This window comes from Salmonirosea aquatica (assembly GCF_009296315.1).
Taxonomy (GTDB): Bacteria; Bacteroidota; Bacteroidia; order Cytophagales; family Spirosomataceae; genus Salmonirosea; species Salmonirosea aquatica.
Genome location: NZ_WHLY01000002.1, coordinates 5,501,518 through 5,522,328, shown reverse-complemented (window position 1 = coordinate 5,522,328; position 20,811 = coordinate 5,501,518). Strand labels below are relative to the sequence as shown.

Below are 20,811 nucleotides of genomic sequence, written 5' to 3'. Positions count from 1 at the left end.
TTCTGGTAAATCAGGCCGGCGTAAGCCGTCTTATTTCACCCCCTCGGTCACCGCCGGTACGGCTACGCTCAGCATGTTGGGCAGAATGTGCGCCTTCACGCGATCCACCGGTCCCATGAATTCTCCGTCGATCTGGAAGAGCGCCTGTTGCTCGAGGCATTCGATTTCAGCGTGGGTTGTACAAAAGGTCCGCACTACCTCCGGGTCGAGTTCGGTGGCGCCAGCAATTAGCTTAGCCAGTTCGATGATATCGAAGCGGGTGGCGACGATAACCTCAAACTTGCCGTCGCACAGGTTCCCCTCCGGGTTGATTACCACCCCGGTACCGTACATGGTAGCATTGGCCAGAATGACTATGGTAGCATCGGTTTCCACCGTTTCGGTGTCGGTGGTGATGCGTACCCGAAAAAGATCGTGTTCGCTCAGGGTACGGATCACCTCCTTGGCGTAGCCCCACTTGCCCCGTACTTCACCTTCTTCATAGTTTTTGACCAGACGGGCATTCAGGCCCAAATCGCTCAGATGCAATCCCAGATGTCCGTTGATCATCATGCCGTCCAGGCAAGAAATATGCTCGCCCAGGGCTACTTCCACGGATTCTTGCCAGTCGCCCGAAATTCCAAGATTGGTCGCCAAGCCGTTGGCCGAGCCCAGGGGCAGCAAGCCCATCGTGACCGGTTTTCCTTGCAGGATGTCGGCAATCTGGTTGATGGTACCATCGCCTCCCGCCACCAGTACACGGTCGGGCTGGAAATCCTGCAAAGACTGCTCAATCGCCTGACGGTCGTTTTCTCCGTCTGTCCGGTATACCGCAAGATCGAATCCCTGACTTTTGGCTTTACTTTCTATATTCTCAATCAATTCGGTTTTGTCTACATCGCCCGCGATGGGATTGACGACCAAAAGCACTTTTTTAGGAAATGGCATACCCTTTTACTAGGTTAGGAGAAAGTTAATTATGATCTGAATGCATTCGCACGAACTAAAACTATACCGGGGCTATGCCAACGACCGCGAAGTGGTGGTGCAGGGACACGTTTTCCGCAGGTACCCCTCCTCCCAGGACTTATACGACCGCAAAGGATTCCGCTACATCCGCTCGATCCTGCAGCTGTTTACGGTCAAGACGGTCGCCAACGCCAAGGTACTTTTGCAGTTCAACGGGCAGGAAACCGAAACCCGCACGCTCTTCGATGGCTATTTCCGCTTCGCTCTGCCCCTTACCGACAAGTTATCCAGCGGGTGGCACAATTTTTCAGTTGTCCTCGACGATCGCATCAACGGCGAAACTGTGCACCTGACCCGACAGGACGACTTACTCGTACCCAGCAAAGGGGGTACACCATTATATCGGATATTGATGACACCTTTTTAATTTCGTACAGCGGCACGGTGTTGAAAAAACTCTACGTCATGCTCACCCGGAATGTGGAAGCCCGGAAGCCGTTCGAGGATGTGGTCAAACACTACCAGCTCCTGAGCATGGCCGGGAAGTCGGGCGAAGCTTCGGGTAAGAACACGTTTTTCTATGTATCCAGCAGCGAGTGGAACCTGTATGATTACATCAATCGCTTTATCGCAAAGCATGGGCTACCCAAAGCCGTGTTAAAACTGAAAAACATCAAAAAGAGCCTGACCGACTTCCTGAGCAGCGGCGGTGGTTCCCATCAGCACAAGCAAACCAAAATCGAGCACATTGTTACCTTCTACCCGCGCCACCAGTTTATTCTGCTGGGCGACGACTCTCAGCACGATCCTACGATTTACGAAAACATTTGCAAAATCTATCCTAAAAATATCCGGGCTATTTATATACGCCAAACCGGAAGCCGCCCCAAATCGGAAGTAACGGGCATCCTGAATAATATCGAGGGACTGCATGTCAGTACCTGCTACTTTGAGCATAGCAACGAAGCCATTCTTCATTCGGTACGGGAAAAGATCATCACGCAGGAGGCGCTGGAAAAATTTGGGCAAGTGACGGAGGAAACCAACACTAATTTTTGAACACAAATTGGAGTGTTCGCGGGGATCAAACGACTTCAGGCTTATCTTTGTAGCCAAACGTGAAAGCGATGAGCACAATTTACAAATCAAAAATAGGACTGGAGCTCGTCATCCCACTTTTTATTATTTTAGGTGGGGCTACCCTTATGACGCTTTACACAAGCCGTTGGTTGGCGTTACTCGTTCTGCTAGCTACCGACGCTTTCGTCATTCACTTGTTTGCCACCACGTTCTACCAAATCGACGGCAACAGACTACGGATAAAAAGTGGCTTTTTATACAATGAAACGATTGACATCCACCGGATCAAACAAATTGTCGCTACCAATAGTCTGTTGAGCTCTCCGGCACTATCGCTCGACCGGCTGGAAATAAAATATAATACCTTCGATAGCGCGCTCGTTTCGCCCAAAGAAAAGTTGAAATTCATTGAAAATTTGAAACAAGTGAATCCTGCGATTCATATAAACCTCAAAAAATAGTTTGGACATTTCCCACATTCTCAACGAACTCGGCGAAGACCGCCAGCAGTATTTCAACGCAGTTTCCCCGCCCATTATCCAGACCAGTAATTTCGCTTTCAATTCCTTTGCCGATCTGCGCGCGGCCTTTGCCGACGAAATGTCTACGTACGTCTACTCGCGGGGCGTCAATCCAACGAGCGACATGCTGCGCAAGAAACTGGCCGCGCTCGACGAAGCCGAGGACGCCCTGGTTTTCAATAGCGGAGCTTCAGCCATATTCTGCGCGGTGCTGGCCAACGTCAAGTCCGGCGATCATATTATTTCGATCGAGAAGCCCTACACCTGGGCTTACCGCATGTTTGACAATATCCTCACGAGGTTTGGGGTAAGCACTACCTACATAGACGGTACCCGAATAGAAAATTTCGAGGCCGCCTTGCGTCCTGAAACCCGGATTATCTACCTCGAATCGCCTAATACGCTTACCTACGAGTTGCAGGATCTGGCAGCGGTGGCAGCACTCGCCAAACGCCATAATATTCTGACTATCATTGACAATAGCTACTGCACCCCGCTGCACCAGAAGCCTCATGCCTTCGGCATCGACCTCAGTTTGCAATCGGCCACGAAGTACATCGGTGGTCATAGCGATACCGTAGCCGGGGTACTGACGGGTTCAAAGGAATTGATCCATAAGATTTTCATGGAGCAGATGCTCAACACCGGATCGCAGCTTCCTCCCTTCGATGCCTGGCTGCTGCTGCGGGGGCTGCGGACGCTGCCCATGCGGCTGGAACGCATTACCAAAACCACGCAGGAGGTTTTGACCTACCTGAAGCAACACCCCAGGATTGAGCGGGTACTCTTTCCGTTCGACGAGGATTTTCCCCAGCTCGAACTCGCCAAAAAGCAAATGTCGGGCGCTTGTGGCCTGTTTACTGTGGTACTGAAAGCTGATAGTCACGCTCAGATTGAGCGGTTCACCCTGGCCTTGCAGCATTTCCTGATGGCAGTCTCGTGGGGCGGTCACGAGTCGCTGATCCTACCCCAGGCGGCGGGCATGGCTCCTGAAGACTTCGACCCTACCATCGAACGCCACCGCATGGCCCGGATTTACATTGGCCTGGAAGACGCGGATTATTTGATCAAAGATTTGGAACAGGCACTGTCAGAGTTATGAGTTATGAGTTATGAGTTATGAGAAATTGGTCAGTTGGACTTACTTACTCCTAAACTCTAACTTTTTACTCATAAACTTTTAACTTTCCACTCTCCACTTACCTAAAACTCCTCCCCTTCCTTCTTGGGCTTGTCTGATTTTTTCTGGTTGATGCGGTAGTTGAGCGTGAGATTCACCTGGCGCATACGGCGCTGGGAGTTGCTGAACGTGTAAAAATTCGGTCCTTCGGTGATGCTGCGGTAGCGGCGGGAATTGAACACGTCTAGCACGCTGAAATTAAGGGTACCCCTACCTTTGAATACATCCTTACTGGCCGACAGATCCAGGTAGAACAGCGATTTGAGCGTACCCTGGGCCGTTTTTTGCGGAGCTTCGTAGTTGATCCTCACCTGTGTGTCAAAGCCCTGTCCCAACGTAAAGCGGGACGTCTGCCGGGCAAACCAGCTGTAGGTCTGCCGTTTGTAGCTATCCAGGATATTGCTGCCGTCGATGTTAGCGTGAAAGAGGTTGAAGTTAAAGTCGTTCTTCCACCACTTCACTGGCGTCAGCGTACTCGTAAATTCCACGCCATAGGCATTTTCTGAAAGTAAGTTTTCGGGACGGGTCACTGAAAATCCATCCGCATTGACCTGCCGGATGCGCTCGATTTTATCTTGGGTCATCCGGTAATAAATCGACGATGTGAAGGAGCCCTTATCGAAGTACTTGATGTGACCTATCTCGAAAACGTTACTGTACTCAGGATTCAGGTTAGGATTTCCACTAGAAAAGTTACGGCTATCGGCAAAGGTCATGAACGGACTCAGGTCGTTGTACACCGGACGCCGGATGCGCCGGCTGTAGCTAAGTTGCAGGGCATTATCCTGCGTAATGTTGTAGGTGAAATGTGCGCTCGGAAATAGGTTGGCGTAGCGACGGGGATTGACCGCGTTGGTTTGACGTAGCGTTGTTTTCACATCGGTGTATTCAGCTCGTATGCCTACCTGGTACGAAATCCGGTTGGATTTGTTACCCAGTATCCCGTAAGCGGCGTGGATATTTTCATTGTAAATGAAGTAGTTCTGCAAATCGGGCAGGGGTACCCAGTCGCCCTGCTCGTTGCGCTCGTTGACCACATAATCGTTGACCATATCGCGGAAGCTCGTCCGTAGTCCCGTTTCAAATTTGCCTTCTTTCCAGAGAGGCTGCACATAGTCTACCTGAAAAAGGAGTTGTTTTTCAAATTCATCATTCACCGAATTTTGTAACACATTGCGCGTGGGATCAACGCCACCATCGGGTCGCTCAGTGCGTTGCGTAAACAGCTGATCGGAATTTTCCCAGTTGTCCAGAAACCGTACCTCAGTTGTTAGTTCGTGGCCTTGTCGGGCAAATTGGCGCCTCCAGCTCAGCACATACTCAGAGTTGGGCTCTATTTCGTCCTCATCCTGCCGACGGTAGGTAGTACCGGTCGGATTTTGAAACGAGCTGGCGAAGTCACGGTAGGTAATATTGGTCACACGGTTGGCGTCGCTCCGGCGAAAGAGGTAGGAGGCCGTGAGAATACTTTTTTCGGTGAAGAAAAAATCCAGCCCGCCCCGAATATTCTGGTTGAAACCCCGAATTTTGCCCGTAGCGGTCTGGCGGGTATAGAATGTGGTGTCGTTTCGATAGACCTCCTGATCCTGCGAACTGCGCCAGGGCGAAATGCGGTAGGCGATTCCGTAATTGATAAAGAAATTTACCTTCCGGTGGCGGTAATTCAGGTTGGCCGCCCCGCCGTAATTGACGGGTTGCCCGGTAATCACCTCAAACGAGCCGTTAAACCCTTCCTTGCGTTCCTTTTTCAGGATGATGTTGATAATCCCCGCCATACCTTCGGCTTCGTAGCGCGCCGATGGATTGGTAATGATCTCGACGCGCTCGATCAGACTGCCCGGCAACTGTTGCAGGCCTCCTCCGCCCTTGAAACTCACCAGGCCCGAAGGTTTTCCGTCTACCAGAATGCGCACATTACCGCTCCCGCGAAGCTTGACGCCGCCCTCAGGATCTACCGATACGGATGGAATATTGCTCAAAATATCCGTTGCGGTACCACCCGCATTGGCCAGATCCTTGCCCACATTGAAAATCCGCTTATCAAGCGACAATTCCATCGAACTTTTTTCAGCCTGCACCACCACTTCATCCAGGGTGTTGGTGCTGGAAACCAACTTTACCGAACCCAGATCATAGGTGGGTTTTTCTTTGGAAAGCACAAATTGGGGGGTTTTCAACGCCGTGTAGCCCATGAATTCGATCAGAGCGTAGTAGGTACCGAAAGGAGCCGGAAAGTCGATGTTCCCGGCGTCATCCGCCACACCGCCCGTAACCAGACCCTCGTTTCCTTTAGCATTAGCAGAAGATACAAATACCCTAACACTGGCAAAAGGGAGCGGTTCGCCACCTTTGCTATCCACAATGCGCCCTTTTACTGTACCTTTTGGAGCCTGTGCCTGAGTTGGAAGCATCCCAGCACCCAAGAGCATAATCAGCAATAGCAATGCTTTGCAAACAGCATTGGAATTCCGACAGAAGGTACCTTCCGGAAAGCTTACGAACCGAGTGGTGTGGAAAGAGTTGAGTTGTGTCATACTTGTATCAGACGAATAATACGGGTTTTTCCCCGCATCGCTCAGGGCTTCACACCCCGCACATTCATGTCGATGGAATAAAACCCTGTACTGGCCGTGATGAAGAGGGTGGAATGATCTTTCCCCCCAAAGCACACGTTCGCCGTCCAGCCCTGGCCGGTTGGGATATTGACCAGTTTTTCGCCCTGCGGGCTATAAGCGGTCACGCCGTTGCCGTTGGTAATGTACACGTTGCCCCTTTCATCAATCGTCATGCCATCGGAGCGTTCCTCACAGAGCAGCGTCTTATCGCTCAACGAGTGGTCTGGGTTTATTTTATAATGATAAATCTTACCATCGCCAATGTCGGTTACGTAGAGTTTCTTACCATCGGGGGTACCTACGATACCATTGGGTTTGTTAAAGTCGGCGATCACCCGGGTTAGGGTCTTGTGATCCTTGCTCAAAAAATAAACGCCTTGTATTTCGATGGGCTGTTCGGTGTGGTCCCACCAGTCGCGCTTGTAGAAAGGGTCTGTAAAATAAGCGCTGCCGTCGGGCATCACCCACACGTCGTTGGGGCCGTTGAGGCGTTTACCCTCGTACTCCTTCACGACCACCGTTTCCTTCTTCTTGTTTTTATCAATGATCCACAGTTCGTTTTTGGCATCCGCGCACGACCATAGCCGGTCTTTGCGGTCGAAAAACATGCCGTTGGAGCGCCCGGAAGGCTGCATATAGGTCGAGAGTTTCCCATCGACACTCCATTTCATAATGCGGTCATTGGGTTGGTCGGTAAAATAGACATTGCCCTCGGCATCAGAGGTAGGGCCTTCGGTAAAGGCGAAATCCCCGGCGAGTTTTTGCAGGGTTGCCCCTTCTTTCACGAGTGGGGTAGCCTGGTGTGGCGATGAAGCGGTGGCCATAGCGAAAAAATACGATAGAATTGTAATTAGGTGCATTGTGAAATTAGGAAACGACAGGGTTTCATTTGGATACAGGTACCTCACTAAAAAGGCGGATTCACCAGATCTTACTCACTCTATCTTCGCTCTAATAATCCGTTTTTGTCTTTTCCACCCGTCCTTTGGCTTTGTTAGGTAGAAACCTCTCAGGCAGTATTCCGATTTCATTGTACACCTTATTCCTCAATTCGTTCTTCCCAAGTGGGTAGCCAATACCAAGGTACGGGGCGTACCCTTCATTGATGTAGCTTCAACTACCCAGCATCATTAATTTGATTTTCAATTACTTATATTATCAGGTACCCCTTGTCCAAGAGTACGGGTATTTAATTTGAAGCCTGATTCTGTTCGTACGCTTATCCACAAATTCACTATGTCATCAGCACTTGCCGCAGTATCTACGGCACTACCTCCGCTACCTGCCCGGGATTTAAAGAAAATCCGGAAAGACCCCGTAAAAACCGCCGAAGCGGTAGGTCTGCATTATATCGATTGCAAGGTTGCTCCCGGTTATTTCCGCAAGCGGGCCGGGAAGGGGTACTTTTATGTGGATGACCATGGGGTACGGTGCCGCGACCGGAAAAAAATCGAACGCTTCAAAGCACTGGTATTGCCGCCGGCCTGGGAAGATGTGTGGATCAGTAAGGATCCGAAAGCCCATTTGCAGGCGACGGGTACCGACGAGGCGGGGCGCAAGCAGTACCGCTACCACGAACACTGGAATCAGATTAGGAACACCACCAAATACTTCAAACTACTCCGCTTCGTGGCCGTGCTGCCCGAGCTGCGGGAACAGGTGCAACACGACTTGCGCAGCCATGGTGATTCGTGCGCCAAAGCTACGGCGCTGGCAGTGCGACTGATGGAAAAAACCTGCATCCGGGTGGGAAACCTGCGCTACCGCGTAAAAAACGGTACTTCGGGACTTACGACCCTCGATGCCCGGCATGTTCAGGTGAAGGGGGCTACCATTCAGCTTAAATTTACGGGCAAGAAAAGTATAAAACATAACATCAGCCTGCGCGACCGCTCGCTGGCCCGACTGATCCAACATTATAAGGAAATGCCCGGTAAACGGCTGTTTCAGTACCTCAATGAAGAAGGCAAACGCAAACCTTTGCAAGCCCATCATGTAAATCAATACATCCGGGAACATACCTGCGGTAGTTTTACGGCCAAAGACTTCCGTACCTGGATGGGGACAATTACGGCTTTCGAATTCTTGCGACACCAGGAACCTACTGCCAGCGACGCAGCATTAAAACGCACCCTCAATGCCTGCTACGACGAAGTAGCCGAGCATCTGGGCAATACGCGTGCAGTGTGTAAGAAGTACTACGTACACCCGTCGGTTACGAATTCGTATGCTGAGAATCGTCTACAGAAATACGCAAAAATAGCCACAACTGAAGAGTCGTGGCTATCGGAATCGGAACAGCGGGTGGCTAAGTTACTGGCCTCCTACGGCTGATTTTTTTGGTATGAGGTCTATGAATAAAGGGGGGACAGCGGCATACGCCTGAAATATGGGTTCGCTTCCCGACCAAATTCAGTGCATAAATGCGTGAGTCGGTCCAGGTGCTCGCGCAATATGCCATGTACCTCCCCACCCAGATCTACATACTTCAACACGGACTGGTACCCCCTGATGGTGGTCAATTCGGCTTCTTTAATGAGTCGCACCACCATGCCGGTGTCCTTCATAGTATCCAGAGCAGCCTCCTGTTCATGATCCGACGGGGCGGCTTCAAAGGCGTCCCGCAGGTCACAGTCATTCAGATTGCATTTGAAATAATCGTAGATCCACTGTATTTCTTTCTGAAACAACAAGGCACTGATATGTCCCTGATTGCACAGGCGACGCAGGTTGCCCAGATGGTCCCGCTTCATAACGTGAATATATAACAATTCCCTCCGCTTGTTTTCCTTCCACAGTAGCGCAATGCCCTCCACAAATTCTTTCATCTCGGTCGTATCCATAGCAAGTCGGTTAGGGGGTAAAGTTTTCAGTAAACCAATTTCACTTGCCAGGTAAATAAGTGTGCCATCCGGAGAATCCAGATGGCACGTGATTTTGGTACGCCTTTTCTAACGGCGTTCAATTTTCTATCTTATTAATTATCTTTTCAAAAATTCCTTATAATCAGCAACTTATAAGCGCAAACATCTGATTCAATTTTTCCCTGGTGGGAGCGTGGCATTACACAATCCGGGTATTTGTATCCGCAGGATTGTTATGTTTCTGAATAGAGAATAATACCTTTTCTGGTTTGCCGTGTGAGAGCTATGCACTAGGACTTTATGGGTTGGTCCTACAGGGCTTGTGACATTATGTAATAAAAATGTTTATGGTTTTCCGGGTACCGTTTTACCTTTCTGTTGAATAAAAACATGGACGCCCCTTTTGTTACCCGTTACGATGTCGGGCAGGCCATCCCGGTTCATATCCTCAACCGTCACGTGAAGACCCGATCCGGAATCATTGTCAATTTCGTGGGGAGTCCAGGTAGGGTCCTTACCATCCAGCTTGTACTCGAACCAATACATCAAGGCAGGATCAAGTCCACCCGGGTCCTTGCCCTGGTGAGCCAGGTGCCGTTTACCCGTTACGAGATCGAGGTCACCATCGCCGTCAAGATCGGCCAGGGCCAGACTGTGTGTTTGAGAAAAAGCTTTGTAGATTTCATGTTCCTGCCAGATTTCCTTGCCGTTAGCGTCCCGGCCCTGCTCGTGCCACCAGATACCGTAATTATGCGCCGATGAACTGACAATATCGTTCAAGCCATCGCCATTCAGGTCCAGTATATACATCTGGGCGCAATCCTGGCCAAGGTTGGCCGGATGAAACTTCCAGTTTTCTTTTTTAGGATCACCCGAGCCTTCCCACCACCCACTTTTAATCACTACATCCTTCTTGCCATCGCCGTTGATATCGCCGTAACCGATGCCGTGGGTGTATTGATGTGTTCCCAGGTTCTCGTCACTGCTGATCACGTACTTTGTCCATTCGGTATCGCCCTTTTTCTTGGGTGCCCTAAGCCAGATGACCTGCTTTGCGGTAGGATCGTTTCCCAGGATGTCGAGCCGACCATCGCCGTCGATATCCACCAGCATGGGCGATTCGTTGCCCAAATGCTCATGGATCGGGTGCATGGTCCAATGGCCAGGCTTGTTTTTCGGATTCTCGTGCCAGGCAGCAGCCTTGCCGGGCCAGTCGATCCGGACCAAATCCACCCAGCCATCCTGGTTGACATCCATGGCGAAATCCAGGAATGAATCGCTGTATCCTTCCATCTTCTTAAATTCTTTCGGTTCGGCTAGCTCGTGCGGCGTCCAGTTGGGTGCTTCAAACCAGAATGCCCCCGCCAAGACATCCTTTTTACCATCTTTATTCACATCGCCCACTGCTGCACCTTCGGCAATAAAATCGCGGGTGAGGGAGGTTTTCGTAAATGATACCTCGTGGGCTTTTTTGACCTGCGCCTGGCCATCCGACTGGGTAACCAGTACGAGTAGCATACTACCTATCAGAAGTTTGGGGATGCATTCCATGGAAATGAGTGCTGTTTGGGAGAAAATTTAGAGTTGGAACTGAAGAAACCTCCATCCATCGAACCCGAGTGGAAATTCAGGGGTACCATTCTTCTAAAAACCCAAAAATCCGGTGATATACTGATGACGCCAGGGAATTCCAATGCCCCGGCTTGCCTTAGAACCTAGGCCTGCCCATACGGTAAGTACAGCAGAAGCCAGGCGATCAGTTCTTGTAGACCGTAAGGAACTGCTGCTGCCTTTTCTGATTCACTTCCTGTAGTAGCCGACCCATAAGGGAGTGTAAAGGGGAAATCCTCAGCAGCTGCGTTAGCAAATGGAACATTTCGTGCTGGACCAGGCGATCGTCTTTTCCGTAATCCCAGACGGGTAGTACGGTATGAGCAAACATATCGTCAAAAGTCAGTTCTTTAATCAGGATTCGAACCTGCTGAGCCCGGTTCCTGACCACATTCTCGGGAAAGTGGCTGATCCGGAAGGCGAGCAATTGAAACAGCGCCCGTGTGGCGATAATGGCCGTGCCGGGGTCGTTGATACCGGGGCTCAGGGCTTTCATGCCGATCTCGGACAACTGCCGCATGCCGTAGAAGAAATTCTCTTCTACCGATTCGCTGGTGTTCAGCCGCACCGCCCGCGCGGCCTCCTGCTGGGCATCCGGCCCGATGGGCTTGCTCACCTGCAAAAGTGGAAGGCCCTGTAATACAAAGGTACCCGGCGTGTGAAGGGCAAAAAACAGGCAATCGTGCTCATCGGCCAGCTTGACGAGCGATTCGGTGTCAAAACCTTCGTAAATCCCGGATGAATTGGCCAACACATAGTGGCTACCCTTCAAGGCGATCGGCTCGGTCGGCTGCTGGGGCAACACACAGGCGCTCTCCATTACGTTTTTCGTGTCCTCATAGATGCGATTGATGATCACCTCGTACTTGACAGACTGCGTGATGTAGTGCAAAAAATAAATGAAGAGAAAAATATCGAAAATGGTCAGAAGTATCAGCAGGTAGGTACTTAGGGCAGGAATGTAAATTCCCGAATCGATGTCGCGGATGGCGGTAAGCAGGAACAGCGCAAAAACGATGGTACCTATATAAATCCCCAGTACGATCTGCTGGAATCGGTTACCGATCAGCCGATTGAGTACCCGGTTGCTAAGTTGAGAAGCAGCCTGATTCAGGACGATCATCACCATCGAGAAGCTGAATACGGTCAGCGATATTACACCTGAAACAATGGCTGAAATGATGCTGCGGGCTGTAGAGGCATCTTTGAGCGATATGTAGGGCGGTAGTTGCGACTTAATGTGCTTGCCCGCTTCCGAAAAGTCAAAAAGGATTACCAGGTAGGAAAGTACCAGGAACGTCACGCCAATGAAGGCGGGATAAAAGGCAATGCTGTTCAGGATTTTGTAGTAGCGGCCCTGCAACCAGACGCGGGTATTGTCGAGCATAAGTGAATTCTAAATGTATACGAGTAAATACGTGGCGAACTATATTTTTTGTTAAAATTCCCCCCTTGGGAGCCCGTCACTCCCTTGGATTTTCCGAAAAATAGGCCGGCTCAAAGAATATGTTCACCCCTAGCTGCAATATTCAGGAATTTTGTATGATGAAAATTTTTTAGTTTTGTTTTTTTGCAAAAACCCTCATCTCTATTCCTTCAAACCACTATGAAAAAAACAGTAAAAATCATTGGCATTCTGGTCGGTGTTCTCGTTATTGCCGTTGCCGGTGTCCTGGCGTATGTCTCTCTGGCCTTACCCAATGTAGGAGAAGCACAGGATATGGTCATTGAACCCACGCCGGTCCGCGTGGCCCGGGGCGAGTACATCGCCAACCATGTGGCTGTGTGCATGGATTGCCACAGTACCCGCGATTACACGTTGTATTCGGCTCCTTTGGTGCCAGGTACCCTAGGCAAAGGTGGCGAATTGTTCAATCAGCAGATGGGCTTCCCGGGATCGTTCACTTCCAAGAACATTACGCCCTCGGGCATTGGTGACTGGACAGACGGCGAAATTTACCGCGCCATCACTACGGGTGTAAGCCGCGACGGTCACGCGTTCTTTCCCGTCATGCCTTACCCTTACTACCGGAATATGAACGAGGAGGACGCCAAAAGTGTAGTGGCCTACCTGCGTACCCTCAAACCCATCGAGTTCCAGCCCGAGGCTTCCAAGCCGGACTTTCCTTTCAACTTCATCCTGAATACCATTCCCCAGAAAGCCGAACCCCTCCCCTGCCCGACCCCAACGACGAACTGGCCACAGGCAAGTACGTCGTTACAATGGCCGGCTGCGTGGAATGCCATACCCCCGCCGAGCGGGGGCAGATTGTGGCGGAGAAAAAATTCTCCGGTGGAAGGGAATTTGCCCTGCCTATGGGTACCCTCCACACACCCAATATTACGCCTGACAAAGAAACCGGGATAGGTACCTGGACCAAAGAAGCCTTTGTGGCGCGTTTCAAGGCGTACGCCGACAGCAGCTATGTGCCCCAAAAAGTGGGTCCCGGCGAGATGCAGACCATCATGCCGTGGATGATGTATGCGGGCATGACCGAAAAAGACCTGGGCGCCATTTACACCTACCTGATGAGTATTGACCCCATTAAAAACAAGGTACCCGAGAAATTCACACCTGGCAACAAGACCGTAGCGCTGCGCTAGGTACCTTTTGCGTTTTTTTATACCCGCACGCTGGTCGTGACCGGAATGGCGGTGGTTTCGATCTCCACCTGTCCATTCCTGACCCGCACGGGGTACTTTACCATGCTTTTGGGCGGAGGTCCGGTGGCGACTGAACCGTCTTTATAAAATACCCCGCCGTGACAGGGGCACATGAACAGCTCAGACGAAGGTACCCAGCGAACGGGACAGCCTAAGTGGGTGCAGTTGATAGAAAAAGCGGTGAATTCCGTATCGGAATCGCGGCGGAGCCAGGCGGCGGAGTTTCCGGTCGATCCCGCCCAGGGATCAGGCGCGGCATCTTTGTATTTTACCAGCTTAAAACCGCCCTCTCGTTCGAATTCGTCTACCCTGCCCACAGATCGCCACACGCGTTTTTTTTCCCTAAGCCAGGGATTGAGCAGTGCGGCAATGACCGGAACGGAGGCAGCCGCAGCGGCCAGGCCCCCTAGCCCGAGACTCAGTTTGGTCAGGAAAGCACGCCGCTTTTCGGGTCGGACTTGCGATTTCAGTTCACTCATGACGAAGTAGGTTAATCCATCTGACTAAGGCCAATACGAAAATCAGGCCGCCGAGGGCGGAAATGTATAAGGTCGTAGGAATGCCCCACAGCATCAATACGACACCCAAAGCTAGAAAAAACGGCCAGTAAGTAGGTTTGGGAAGTTCCTTTGGTTCGGCGGGTAGCCATGGATGCTGTTGATTTGCCATCGTATTGATTTTAAATGAGGGGCTGAGTGATTGAGTGAATAGTGTTCTTTCTATGTATTCGCTCAATCACTCAGCCCGATTTTGTAATTTTCCTCTCCAAACCACCGCCCCAGCAAAAACAAGGCCGCCGAAACGTAGATAAAGCAGCCAGGAACCCACATCAGCAGGCCCCCGATTTGCTGGTCGGCGGCGGGCGTAATCCCCCACGTTTGGCGTACCAGATGCATCGCGCCTGTCGGGTCGATGGGTGAACCATAGGCACTGTATAGCTGATGAGAAGAAAAGGTAATGCCCAGCCCCAACAGCGAACAGCCGATGCAAGCCAAGAAAAGGTAGGCAATGCCCTTCAGATCGGGTAGCCGGTGCGAAGGGAGGGGCGAGAGGATCGGCCAACAGAAAAACAAACCAGCCACAAGCAGGGTACCGGTTTGCGCTCCGTGCAGCAAGCCCGCGAACGGCCCGGCATCGATCCCACAGATCGGAATTCCCGAATTGGTCGGCATGGTGGCATTGAAAATGGTTGGAATATGCCAGAACCACATGATTGCCACGCCCAACACCCAGCATAGGGCGGGAGGAATTTTAAACTTTGCTTTAAAGTTTTTTCCAAAAATCTCCGCTGGAATCCCGGCCAGCAACAGTGGCGGCACGACCAGCAACAGCAGCATGTGCTGCGCCATGTGGGCACTGAACAGGTACCCTTCACCCAAAAAATGCAGCGGCGAGGCCAGCGTAAGCAGCAGCAGCGCCAGTCCCGCCAAAAACCAGACGCTCTGGCGGGTGAATCTGAAATTTATCCTATACCCGTAAAGTGCCCCCATCGACACAATGCTCAGGAGCAGGCCGGGCGAGAAATCCCAGGTTTCGGTTAGTAATTGTTCAGTATTCATCGTGCAACATCTTTCACTGGGACGCCAGCCGCCCCGCGGTCGTCATTAAATAAGGTACACCACAGTAAAAACAATCAGCCAGACCACATCCACAAAATGCCAGTACAATTCGGTGGCGGCGACGGCGGCCGAACGCGGACCCGTAAAGTCCCCCAATAGGGTCAAAATCAAGACGATCGATAAAAGAATCAATCCTACGAAAACGTGCAGGGCATGGAATCCGGTGAGGGTAAAAAAAGCCGAGCCAAAAATATTACGATCCACCGTGACATTTTCCCGCAGCAAATGGGCGTATTCAAGGCCCTGTCCGTACAGGAACACCGCGCCGAGGGCGATGGTCGCGGCCAGTCCCCAGGCCAGCCGTACAGGCTTCTGCCTTTCTAGGTGGTGGCGGCCCCACCAAAGGGTACCACTGCTCAGAACCAGCAACGCGGTGAACATCCCGGTAGATTGGGCGTTGAGAACCTGGTCCGTCATATCAATCATCTGGTTCACCCCTCGGTAGTATAGGTAAGAGATGATGAGGGCCATAAAGAAAAACGATTCCGACGCCACGAAAAATTTTATCAATAGCTCATACTGCCGCCGCGCGCGTTCGGGCAGTTCGCGCCGGATGGGTACGTACTGTTGCGAAGCGACGGCCAATCGGTCGGCACGGTCGGCCCCGAGCGGATTTGGGTGCTTATTTTTCATTACGGGTTTGTTTCGATTTTTCGTTCTTCCAGTCCGGATTTTCGGGATGTTTCAAATCCCACAACGGGCGCAGGCTGCGTACCGGGGGTACCTTATCGAAATTTTTCAACGCCGGTGGCGAGGAACTGGCCCATTCCAGCGTCCAGGCGTTCCAGGGGTCGTCACCGGCACGTTCACCCTTGCGGAGGCTGGTTAGGATATTCCAAAAGAACAGGCCAATGGACGCCGCCATCAGGAAAGCACCTACCGTCGAAAGCAGGTTCAACAGGCCGAAGTAGGGCAAATCGGGGTAGGTGTACACCCGCCGGGGCATACCCAGAATCCCCAGCACGTGCTGGAGCATAAACGTGAGGTTGAAACCCAAAAAGAACAGCCAGAAGAAAATCCGGCCCAATCGTTCGGAAAGTTTGCGGCCGGTAATTTTGGGAAACCAGTAAAACAAACCGGCGAACACTGCGTACAAGGTACCTCCCAAAAATACATAATGGATGTGGGCCACTACATAGTAAGTATCGGTCAGTTGCCAATCGAGCGGTACCAGCGCAAACGAAATGCCACTCAGTCCACCAATGGTGAACTCCACGATAAACGAAGCCGCAAACAACATGGCAGTCGTGAACCGGATGGAACCGCCGCGCATGGTCAGAATCCAGTTGAAAACTTTGATACCCGTGGGAATACCGATGAGCATACTTCCAGCGGCAAAAAACCCGTTGATCGGATTTCCCAACCCCACCGCGAACATGTGGTGCATCCAAACACCAAAGGCTAGCAAAGCAATGGCGATTCCCGAGCCGATCAGAAACCGGTAACCGAATATGGGCTGTCGGGAAAACACCGGAATGACCTCGGAGATGATACCAAACGGCGGCAGGGCCAAAATGTAGACTTCGGGATGGCCGAACGCCCAGAACAAATGCTGCCACAAGATAGCCGATCCGCCCGAAGCCGGTGAGAAAAAATGGGCGTTGAGCTGACGGTCGATCAGGAGCATGACCAGGCCGGCATTCAGGACCGGGAAGGCGGCCAGAATCAGGAACGCGGTGATGAACATCATCCATACAAAAACGGGCAACCGGCGAAAATCCATACCGGGAATACGCAATGTCAGGATCGTAACTACCAAGTTCAGCGCGGCGGTTACTGAGCCGATTCCCGTCAGAATGAGGCCAATGCAGTAGTAATCCACACCCTTGGTAGACGAATAATGGCTGCTGCTCAGCGGCGCGTAGCTAAACCAGCCTGCCGCCGGCGCGCCGCCGCCATCCAGAAAACTGAAATAGAGGATGAGTCCCCCGAGCAGGGTCATCCACAGGCTGAATGCGTTCAGACGGGGAAATGCCATCTCGTTGGCGCCAATCATCAGCGGTACCAGGTATACGCCCAATCCGATCAGCGTTGGCATCAGTACCAGAAAAATCATCGTGGTACCGTGCATCGTGAATAGCTGATTGTACAAATCCGGTCCCAGAAAAGTATTGTCGGGCGTAATCAACTGAATCCGAATCAGCAGGATTTCGATTCCGCCGGCAATAAAAAACAGCAAAGCCGTGAGCAGGTACATGATACCCAGCTGCTTATGATCAACCGAGGCCATCCATTGCAACAGCGACCGGTCGGTTTTGCCGGAGGGCAAAGGTACATGGGGTTCTGGGACGATGACTTTTTCCATAGAGTTGCTTTTTCGGACACCCTTGTTTTCAATCCATCCGGTACCTCTCAATCCAAATGCTCCAGGTACTCAACCAAAGCTTCTACCTCCGCTTTGGTAAAAATAAAATTCGGCATGTGCGCGCCGGATTTTATCTGTTGCGGATTATCGAGCCAGCGGGTCAGGTTTTCCGGGGTATTTTCCAACATTCCGGTCAGCAAAGTATTCCGGCTACCCAGGTGGGTCAGATCGGGCCCGATGCGCGCGTTCGCTTTTGTTCCGGCAATTGCGTGGCAGTTGGCGCAGGTTTTCTGCTGGAAGAGGGTTTCTCCGGCCGCCGCCACAGCTCCGTTCACAGCGGTGGGCTTCTGCAACTGGGCCCGTTCCCAGGCGGCAAAAGCATCGGGCGCCTGCGCAATAACCTGAATCCGCATCCAGGCGTGTTGGGTACCACAAAATTCACTGCAGGTACCCAGGAAGGTACCGGGATGTCGGGCTTCCATCCAAAGATGGTTGGCGGTCCCGGGAATCATGTCCATTTTGCGGCCCAGTTCGGGTACCCACCAGTCGTGAATCACATCGGCCGAGCGTACTTCCACCAGCAGCCGCTTTCCCGAGGGGATATGGATTTCGTTGGCCGTTACCACGCCCGAATTTGGATAGCGCGCCTCCCACCACCACTGATGGCCGATGATGACCAGGTCGGGCGGCCGGTCGGGCGCGGGGTTATCGTTGACGGCCAGCATGGTAGTTATGGTCAGGAAAAAGAAAATCCCCATTACGCCCGTTGTGGCCGCCAATATGCCAATCTCCAATCCACTGTGTGTATGGAATTGCTGGGGTTCATCCGTTTCGCCTGCTTTTCGGCGGTAGCGTAAGGAGTAAAAGACCACCAAACCTATCACCAGAAATAGCACCCCCCCGCCGCCCACAGAAAATAGACAAACAACTCCCGCATAGCTTCACTATCCGCGGAGGCGGTAGGCAAAAAAAGCGTATCTGATAGTATGGCTAGCATAGGGTACCCTCCTTACACGATTTCAACCGTAAAATCCTTTCCTTCCCAACATTCGGCTTCTTCCCAGTAGAACGTAAATTCAATCCGCCCTGATTTCTTTTTCCGAACCGGCAGATCGGCAAAGTATATCCCCAGACCAGTATCACGCGTGCTGATTTTTTTCGAGGTTTCCCAGTTGTCCGCTGTCCAATGGATCATCGCAGCGGCCCGGGTTTCAATCCGCAGCCCCCTGCCCACCGGTAGCGTTGTAATTGGCTGAGTGAAGCGCCAGGCCACCTGAGCAGATTCCTGTTTATTTTCGACGTAGCGGGCGTACACCGGTTGGGGTAGATCAAATACTTTCTTCTCCTTGATGGAGCAACAAAGCTTGATATACTCCGCATGGGCCCACACCAGCGGCATGGCCGAGCCGGAGAATTTTCCAAAGAAAAGCTCCCGCTCGGGTAGGTCGTCGGCATCCCAGATCTGCTCGGGAAACAGGCCGTGGTTGGCAAACGACTCCATGGTTTCGAGCAGCTTTCGGGCTCCTTTCAGGTTTCCGGCGGCAATTTCGTAGTGAGCCCGTTCGCCAGTCAGCAAAGGCCAGGCACGCCCGATTCCTGTCCCATCGAACGGACTGCCATCCTCATGCTCGCCGTAGCCATCATGGTTGTAGCGGTACCAGCAGGGACCCGTGGGCGTATCTACCTTCAGTACGGCATCGATGACCTTGATGGTGTTCAAAATACGGGGATCATCGGCTGCGCGCAAACCGAAGCGCACCAACGCCAGGGCATCCACCGACACCAGCTCAGTGACTAACACCTCGGCTTTATCGTCAGGTAAATTATTGATTTTTAGAAACTGACCCTTCAAATCGCAGGTAGGTACCCCACTGGGATTGATCCGGATGTAGTACCCCTCTACCCCTACCTGTTCGGCAAGGGGGTACCTGTCACGTACGTCCAATCCTCAATGCGGTCGTTCCAGGCATCGGCGGTCTGTCGGCAGTACTCTGCCATCGCTTTTTCTCCATATTCTTCTGCAAACTCAGCGGCCGCCACCAGGGCAGCTACTTCCGTGGCCAGCGTAAAGGGAGTCCAGCCGGCTTCCTCCTCCCAGCGGTCCTGCTGGGTGTCGGGGCCGTTCTGTACCAGAAACGCCACCGCTTTCCGCACCATTTTCCAGTAGTGGTGGGCTACCTGGGCGGGGAGCGCCTTGTGGCAACGGCACAGCTCGATCAGCAGAATGGGCAGGGCTACCTGGTCCAATTGAATACCCTTCCAATAGGGGATGCCTTCCAGCCACATATTCTGCGACCAATGGCCGTCGTGTTCTTGCGTGATCAACAGATATTTCAGCACCCGGGAAGCCGTTAAATCGGCACCCAGGGCGAGCAACCCGCCCGATGACTCCACCAAGTCGCGCGGCCACACCAGGTGATAGCCGCCGATGTCATCGTCACCTTTGGAGAAACCCCAGGGGATGGACAAACTCGCAATCATGGCGCCTGGGAATCGTTTGGATTCGTGCATCCGCAGTACAGCGGCGCTGATCCGGTACAACTCCCCTACCCGTTCTTTGGGAGAATTCAAAGAAATCAGTGATTCCTGCCAATCGTGCCATTCTTTGACGTACCTTTTTTGAATTTCCTCAAAACCATCGGTAATACTCGCCCAGGCCCGGTGACCTGCCTCGGTATCGTTTCGTCCGAAACCCAGAGCCAGCACACAATCCGGGTTGGCGTGGGTTAAGTCGATTTCGGCTGTCATCGCCACATTGCCCTCATCAGCCCGTTCGTATTCCCAGGTCATTTGTTTATGTCGGTGCAAATCCCGCCAACCGTCCGACTTGCCAACATAACCCACCGACCGTTTTTTCCACGGTTCCGAGCAGGCCAGGGCTACACAAAGATTGTCGCGCTGGGCGTAGAGCATAGGTACCCCCTTGTAGTCGCCCAGCCAGGCATTGTTGTCGCCGCCCCGATTACCCAAATGCGGAGCCAACAGCACATACAGGCTGTATGCTTCCTTTTTCCCCTTCAACACCTCAAACCTGACGCGCTGCACCAGCGTATCACGCAGCGGGTCGGTTACGATGTCCTTGGTAATGCGGTAGTTACCTTCGCGGCAGGTATTGGTTAAAATATAAGCAGGCACCCCGTCTTCTACGGTTTCAACATCGTGGATAGCGTGGCGTTTTTCTTCGGAGAAAAAGTTTTCTCCATCCGTGACAATCAGTCCCATGTCACGGATACAGGCCGAGTCCTCGCGGGGAAAATACACCTCGTTGACAATGCCGTGGCTTAGGGTAAAGCTCACTTCGGAAGCCGCGTTGATCGACGTACCTACCCCCGACTTGGCACTGGATGTCCATCGCGCCGGAATCCCCGGTGCACCGGAAGCAATTGTAGAACTTGACATAGGAC

20 protein-coding genes are annotated in these 20,811 nt (G+C 52.1%); 6 read left to right on the top strand and 14 right to left on the bottom strand.

All coding sequences use genetic code 11. The annotated features are described in order from the left end of the window. Positions 1 to 30: 30 nt before the first annotated feature. Positions 31 to 927 carry a diacylglycerol/lipid kinase family protein gene (locus tag GBK04_RS23740; protein ID WP_152764024.1) on the bottom strand — a complete coding sequence of 299 codons (897 nt, stop codon included), beginning with the start codon at positions 925 to 927 and terminating at the stop codon, positions 31 to 33. A gap of 40 nt (positions 928 to 967) precedes the next feature. Here GBK04_RS23740 and GBK04_RS31035 point away from each other — a divergent pair, with 40 nt between their 5' ends. The 4 genes from GBK04_RS31035 (at position 968) to GBK04_RS23725 (ending at position 3,651) form a co-directional block, all read left to right on the top strand. Continuing rightward, positions 968 to 1,375 carry a hypothetical protein gene (locus GBK04_RS31035; protein WP_373331287.1) on the top strand — a complete coding sequence of 136 codons (408 nt, stop codon included), beginning with the start codon at positions 968 to 970 and terminating at the stop codon, positions 1,373 to 1,375. Between the two features lie 20 nt (positions 1,376 to 1,395). After that, positions 1,396 to 2,007 (top strand): phosphatase domain-containing protein, encoded by a 612-nt coding sequence (locus GBK04_RS31030; protein WP_373331286.1) that lies wholly within the window; start codon positions 1,396 to 1,398, stop codon positions 2,005 to 2,007. Positions 2,008 to 2,075: 68 nt separating this feature from the next. Then, positions 2,076 to 2,489: a PH domain-containing protein gene (locus GBK04_RS23730; RefSeq protein ID WP_152764022.1), complete on the top strand. Its 414-nt coding sequence runs from the start codon at positions 2,076 to 2,078 to the stop codon at positions 2,487 to 2,489. A gap of 1 nt (position 2,490) precedes the next feature. After that, the gene (locus GBK04_RS23725) at positions 2,491 to 3,651 is read left to right on the top strand and encodes a trans-sulfuration enzyme family protein (RefSeq protein WP_152764020.1); all 1,161 of its coding nucleotides are present in this window, start codon (positions 2,491 to 2,493) and stop codon (positions 3,649 to 3,651) included. A 101-nt stretch (positions 3,652 to 3,752) separates the two neighbouring features. Here the strand turns inward: GBK04_RS23725 and GBK04_RS23720 are convergent, their stop codons facing one another. Together GBK04_RS23720 and GBK04_RS23715 are read right to left on the bottom strand one after the other, a co-directional pair. Further along, on the bottom strand, positions 3,753 to 6,263 hold the full coding sequence (locus tag GBK04_RS23720; protein ID WP_373331285.1) for a TonB-dependent receptor: 2,511 nt from the start codon (positions 6,261 to 6,263) through the stop codon (positions 3,753 to 3,755). Between the two features lie 41 nt (positions 6,264 to 6,304). Beyond that, entirely contained in the window at positions 6,305 to 7,168 is an 864-nt protein-coding gene (locus tag GBK04_RS23715; protein WP_373331284.1) for an SMP-30/gluconolactonase/LRE family protein, read from the bottom strand. 412 nt (positions 7,169 to 7,580) lie between these two features. On the opposite strand from GBK04_RS23715, the gene GBK04_RS23710 reads away from it, so the two are divergent. Then, positions 7,581 to 8,678, top strand: a complete 1,098-nt coding sequence (locus GBK04_RS23710) for a DNA topoisomerase IB (protein WP_152764016.1) — start codon at positions 7,581 to 7,583, stop codon at positions 8,676 to 8,678. Between the two features lie 17 nt (positions 8,679 to 8,695). Here GBK04_RS23710 and GBK04_RS23705 read toward each other — a convergent pair whose 3' ends face one another. From GBK04_RS23705 to GBK04_RS23695, 3 genes are all read right to left on the bottom strand, one after another. Continuing rightward, on the bottom strand, positions 8,696 to 9,187 hold the full coding sequence (locus GBK04_RS23705; RefSeq protein WP_152764014.1) for a hypothetical protein: 492 nt from the start codon (positions 9,185 to 9,187) through the stop codon (positions 8,696 to 8,698). 366 nt (positions 9,188 to 9,553) lie between these two features. Next, entirely contained in the window at positions 9,554 to 10,726 is a 1,173-nt protein-coding gene (locus GBK04_RS23700; RefSeq protein ID WP_373331283.1) for an FG-GAP repeat domain-containing protein, read from the bottom strand. 238 nt (positions 10,727 to 10,964) lie between these two features. Beyond that, positions 10,965 to 12,206 (bottom strand): DUF2254 domain-containing protein, encoded by a 1,242-nt coding sequence (locus GBK04_RS23695; RefSeq protein WP_152764010.1) that lies wholly within the window; start codon positions 12,204 to 12,206, stop codon positions 10,965 to 10,967. Positions 12,207 to 13,042: 836 nt separating this feature from the next. Between GBK04_RS23695 and GBK04_RS31025 the strand changes: the two genes are divergently transcribed. After that, positions 13,043 to 13,423 carry a c-type cytochrome gene (locus GBK04_RS31025; protein ID WP_373331282.1) on the top strand — a complete coding sequence of 127 codons (381 nt, stop codon included), beginning with the start codon at positions 13,043 to 13,045 and terminating at the stop codon, positions 13,421 to 13,423. Between the two features lie 17 nt (positions 13,424 to 13,440). Here the strand turns inward: GBK04_RS31025 and GBK04_RS23685 are convergent, their stop codons facing one another. The 8 genes from GBK04_RS23685 to GBK04_RS31015 form a co-directional block, all read right to left on the bottom strand. Continuing rightward, positions 13,441 to 13,962 (bottom strand): QcrA and Rieske domain-containing protein, encoded by a 522-nt coding sequence (locus GBK04_RS23685; RefSeq protein ID WP_152764008.1) that lies wholly within the window; start codon positions 13,960 to 13,962, stop codon positions 13,441 to 13,443. Beyond that, positions 13,955 to 14,152 (bottom strand): hypothetical protein, encoded by a 198-nt coding sequence (locus GBK04_RS23680; RefSeq protein WP_152764006.1) that lies wholly within the window; start codon positions 14,150 to 14,152, stop codon positions 13,955 to 13,957. Before GBK04_RS23680 ends, GBK04_RS23685 begins: the two co-directional genes overlap by 8 nt. A 62-nt stretch (positions 14,153 to 14,214) precedes the next feature. Then, the gene (locus GBK04_RS23675) at positions 14,215 to 15,042 is read right to left on the bottom strand and encodes a cytochrome c oxidase assembly protein (protein WP_152764004.1); all 828 of its coding nucleotides are present in this window, start codon (positions 15,040 to 15,042) and stop codon (positions 14,215 to 14,217) included. Between the two features lie 45 nt (positions 15,043 to 15,087). After that, positions 15,088 to 15,735, bottom strand: a complete 648-nt coding sequence (locus tag GBK04_RS23670) for a cytochrome c oxidase subunit 3 (RefSeq protein ID WP_152764002.1) — start codon at positions 15,733 to 15,735, stop codon at positions 15,088 to 15,090. Then, a complete protein-coding gene (gene ctaD / locus GBK04_RS23665; RefSeq protein WP_152764000.1) occupies positions 15,725 to 17,407 on the bottom strand; it encodes a cytochrome c oxidase subunit I in 1,683 nt (560 codons plus the stop codon). The genes GBK04_RS23670 and ctaD overlap by 11 nt, the downstream gene beginning before the upstream one ends. A gap of 47 nt (positions 17,408 to 17,454) precedes the next feature. Further along, complete coding sequence (gene coxB, locus GBK04_RS23660; protein WP_373331281.1) at positions 17,455 to 18,303, bottom strand: cytochrome c oxidase subunit II; 849 nt, start codon at positions 18,301 to 18,303, stop codon at positions 17,455 to 17,457. Positions 18,304 to 18,416: 113 nt separating this feature from the next. After that, positions 18,417 to 19,352, bottom strand: coding sequence for a glycoside hydrolase family 15 protein (locus tag GBK04_RS31020; protein ID WP_373331280.1), 936 nt, complete (start codon positions 19,350 to 19,352; stop codon positions 18,417 to 18,419). Beyond that, entirely contained in the window at positions 19,313 to 20,806 is a 1,494-nt protein-coding gene (locus GBK04_RS31015; RefSeq protein ID WP_373331279.1) for a glycoside hydrolase family 15 protein, read from the bottom strand. The genes GBK04_RS31020 and GBK04_RS31015 overlap by 40 nt, the downstream gene beginning before the upstream one ends. Between the last annotated feature and the right edge of the window lie 5 nt (positions 20,807 to 20,811).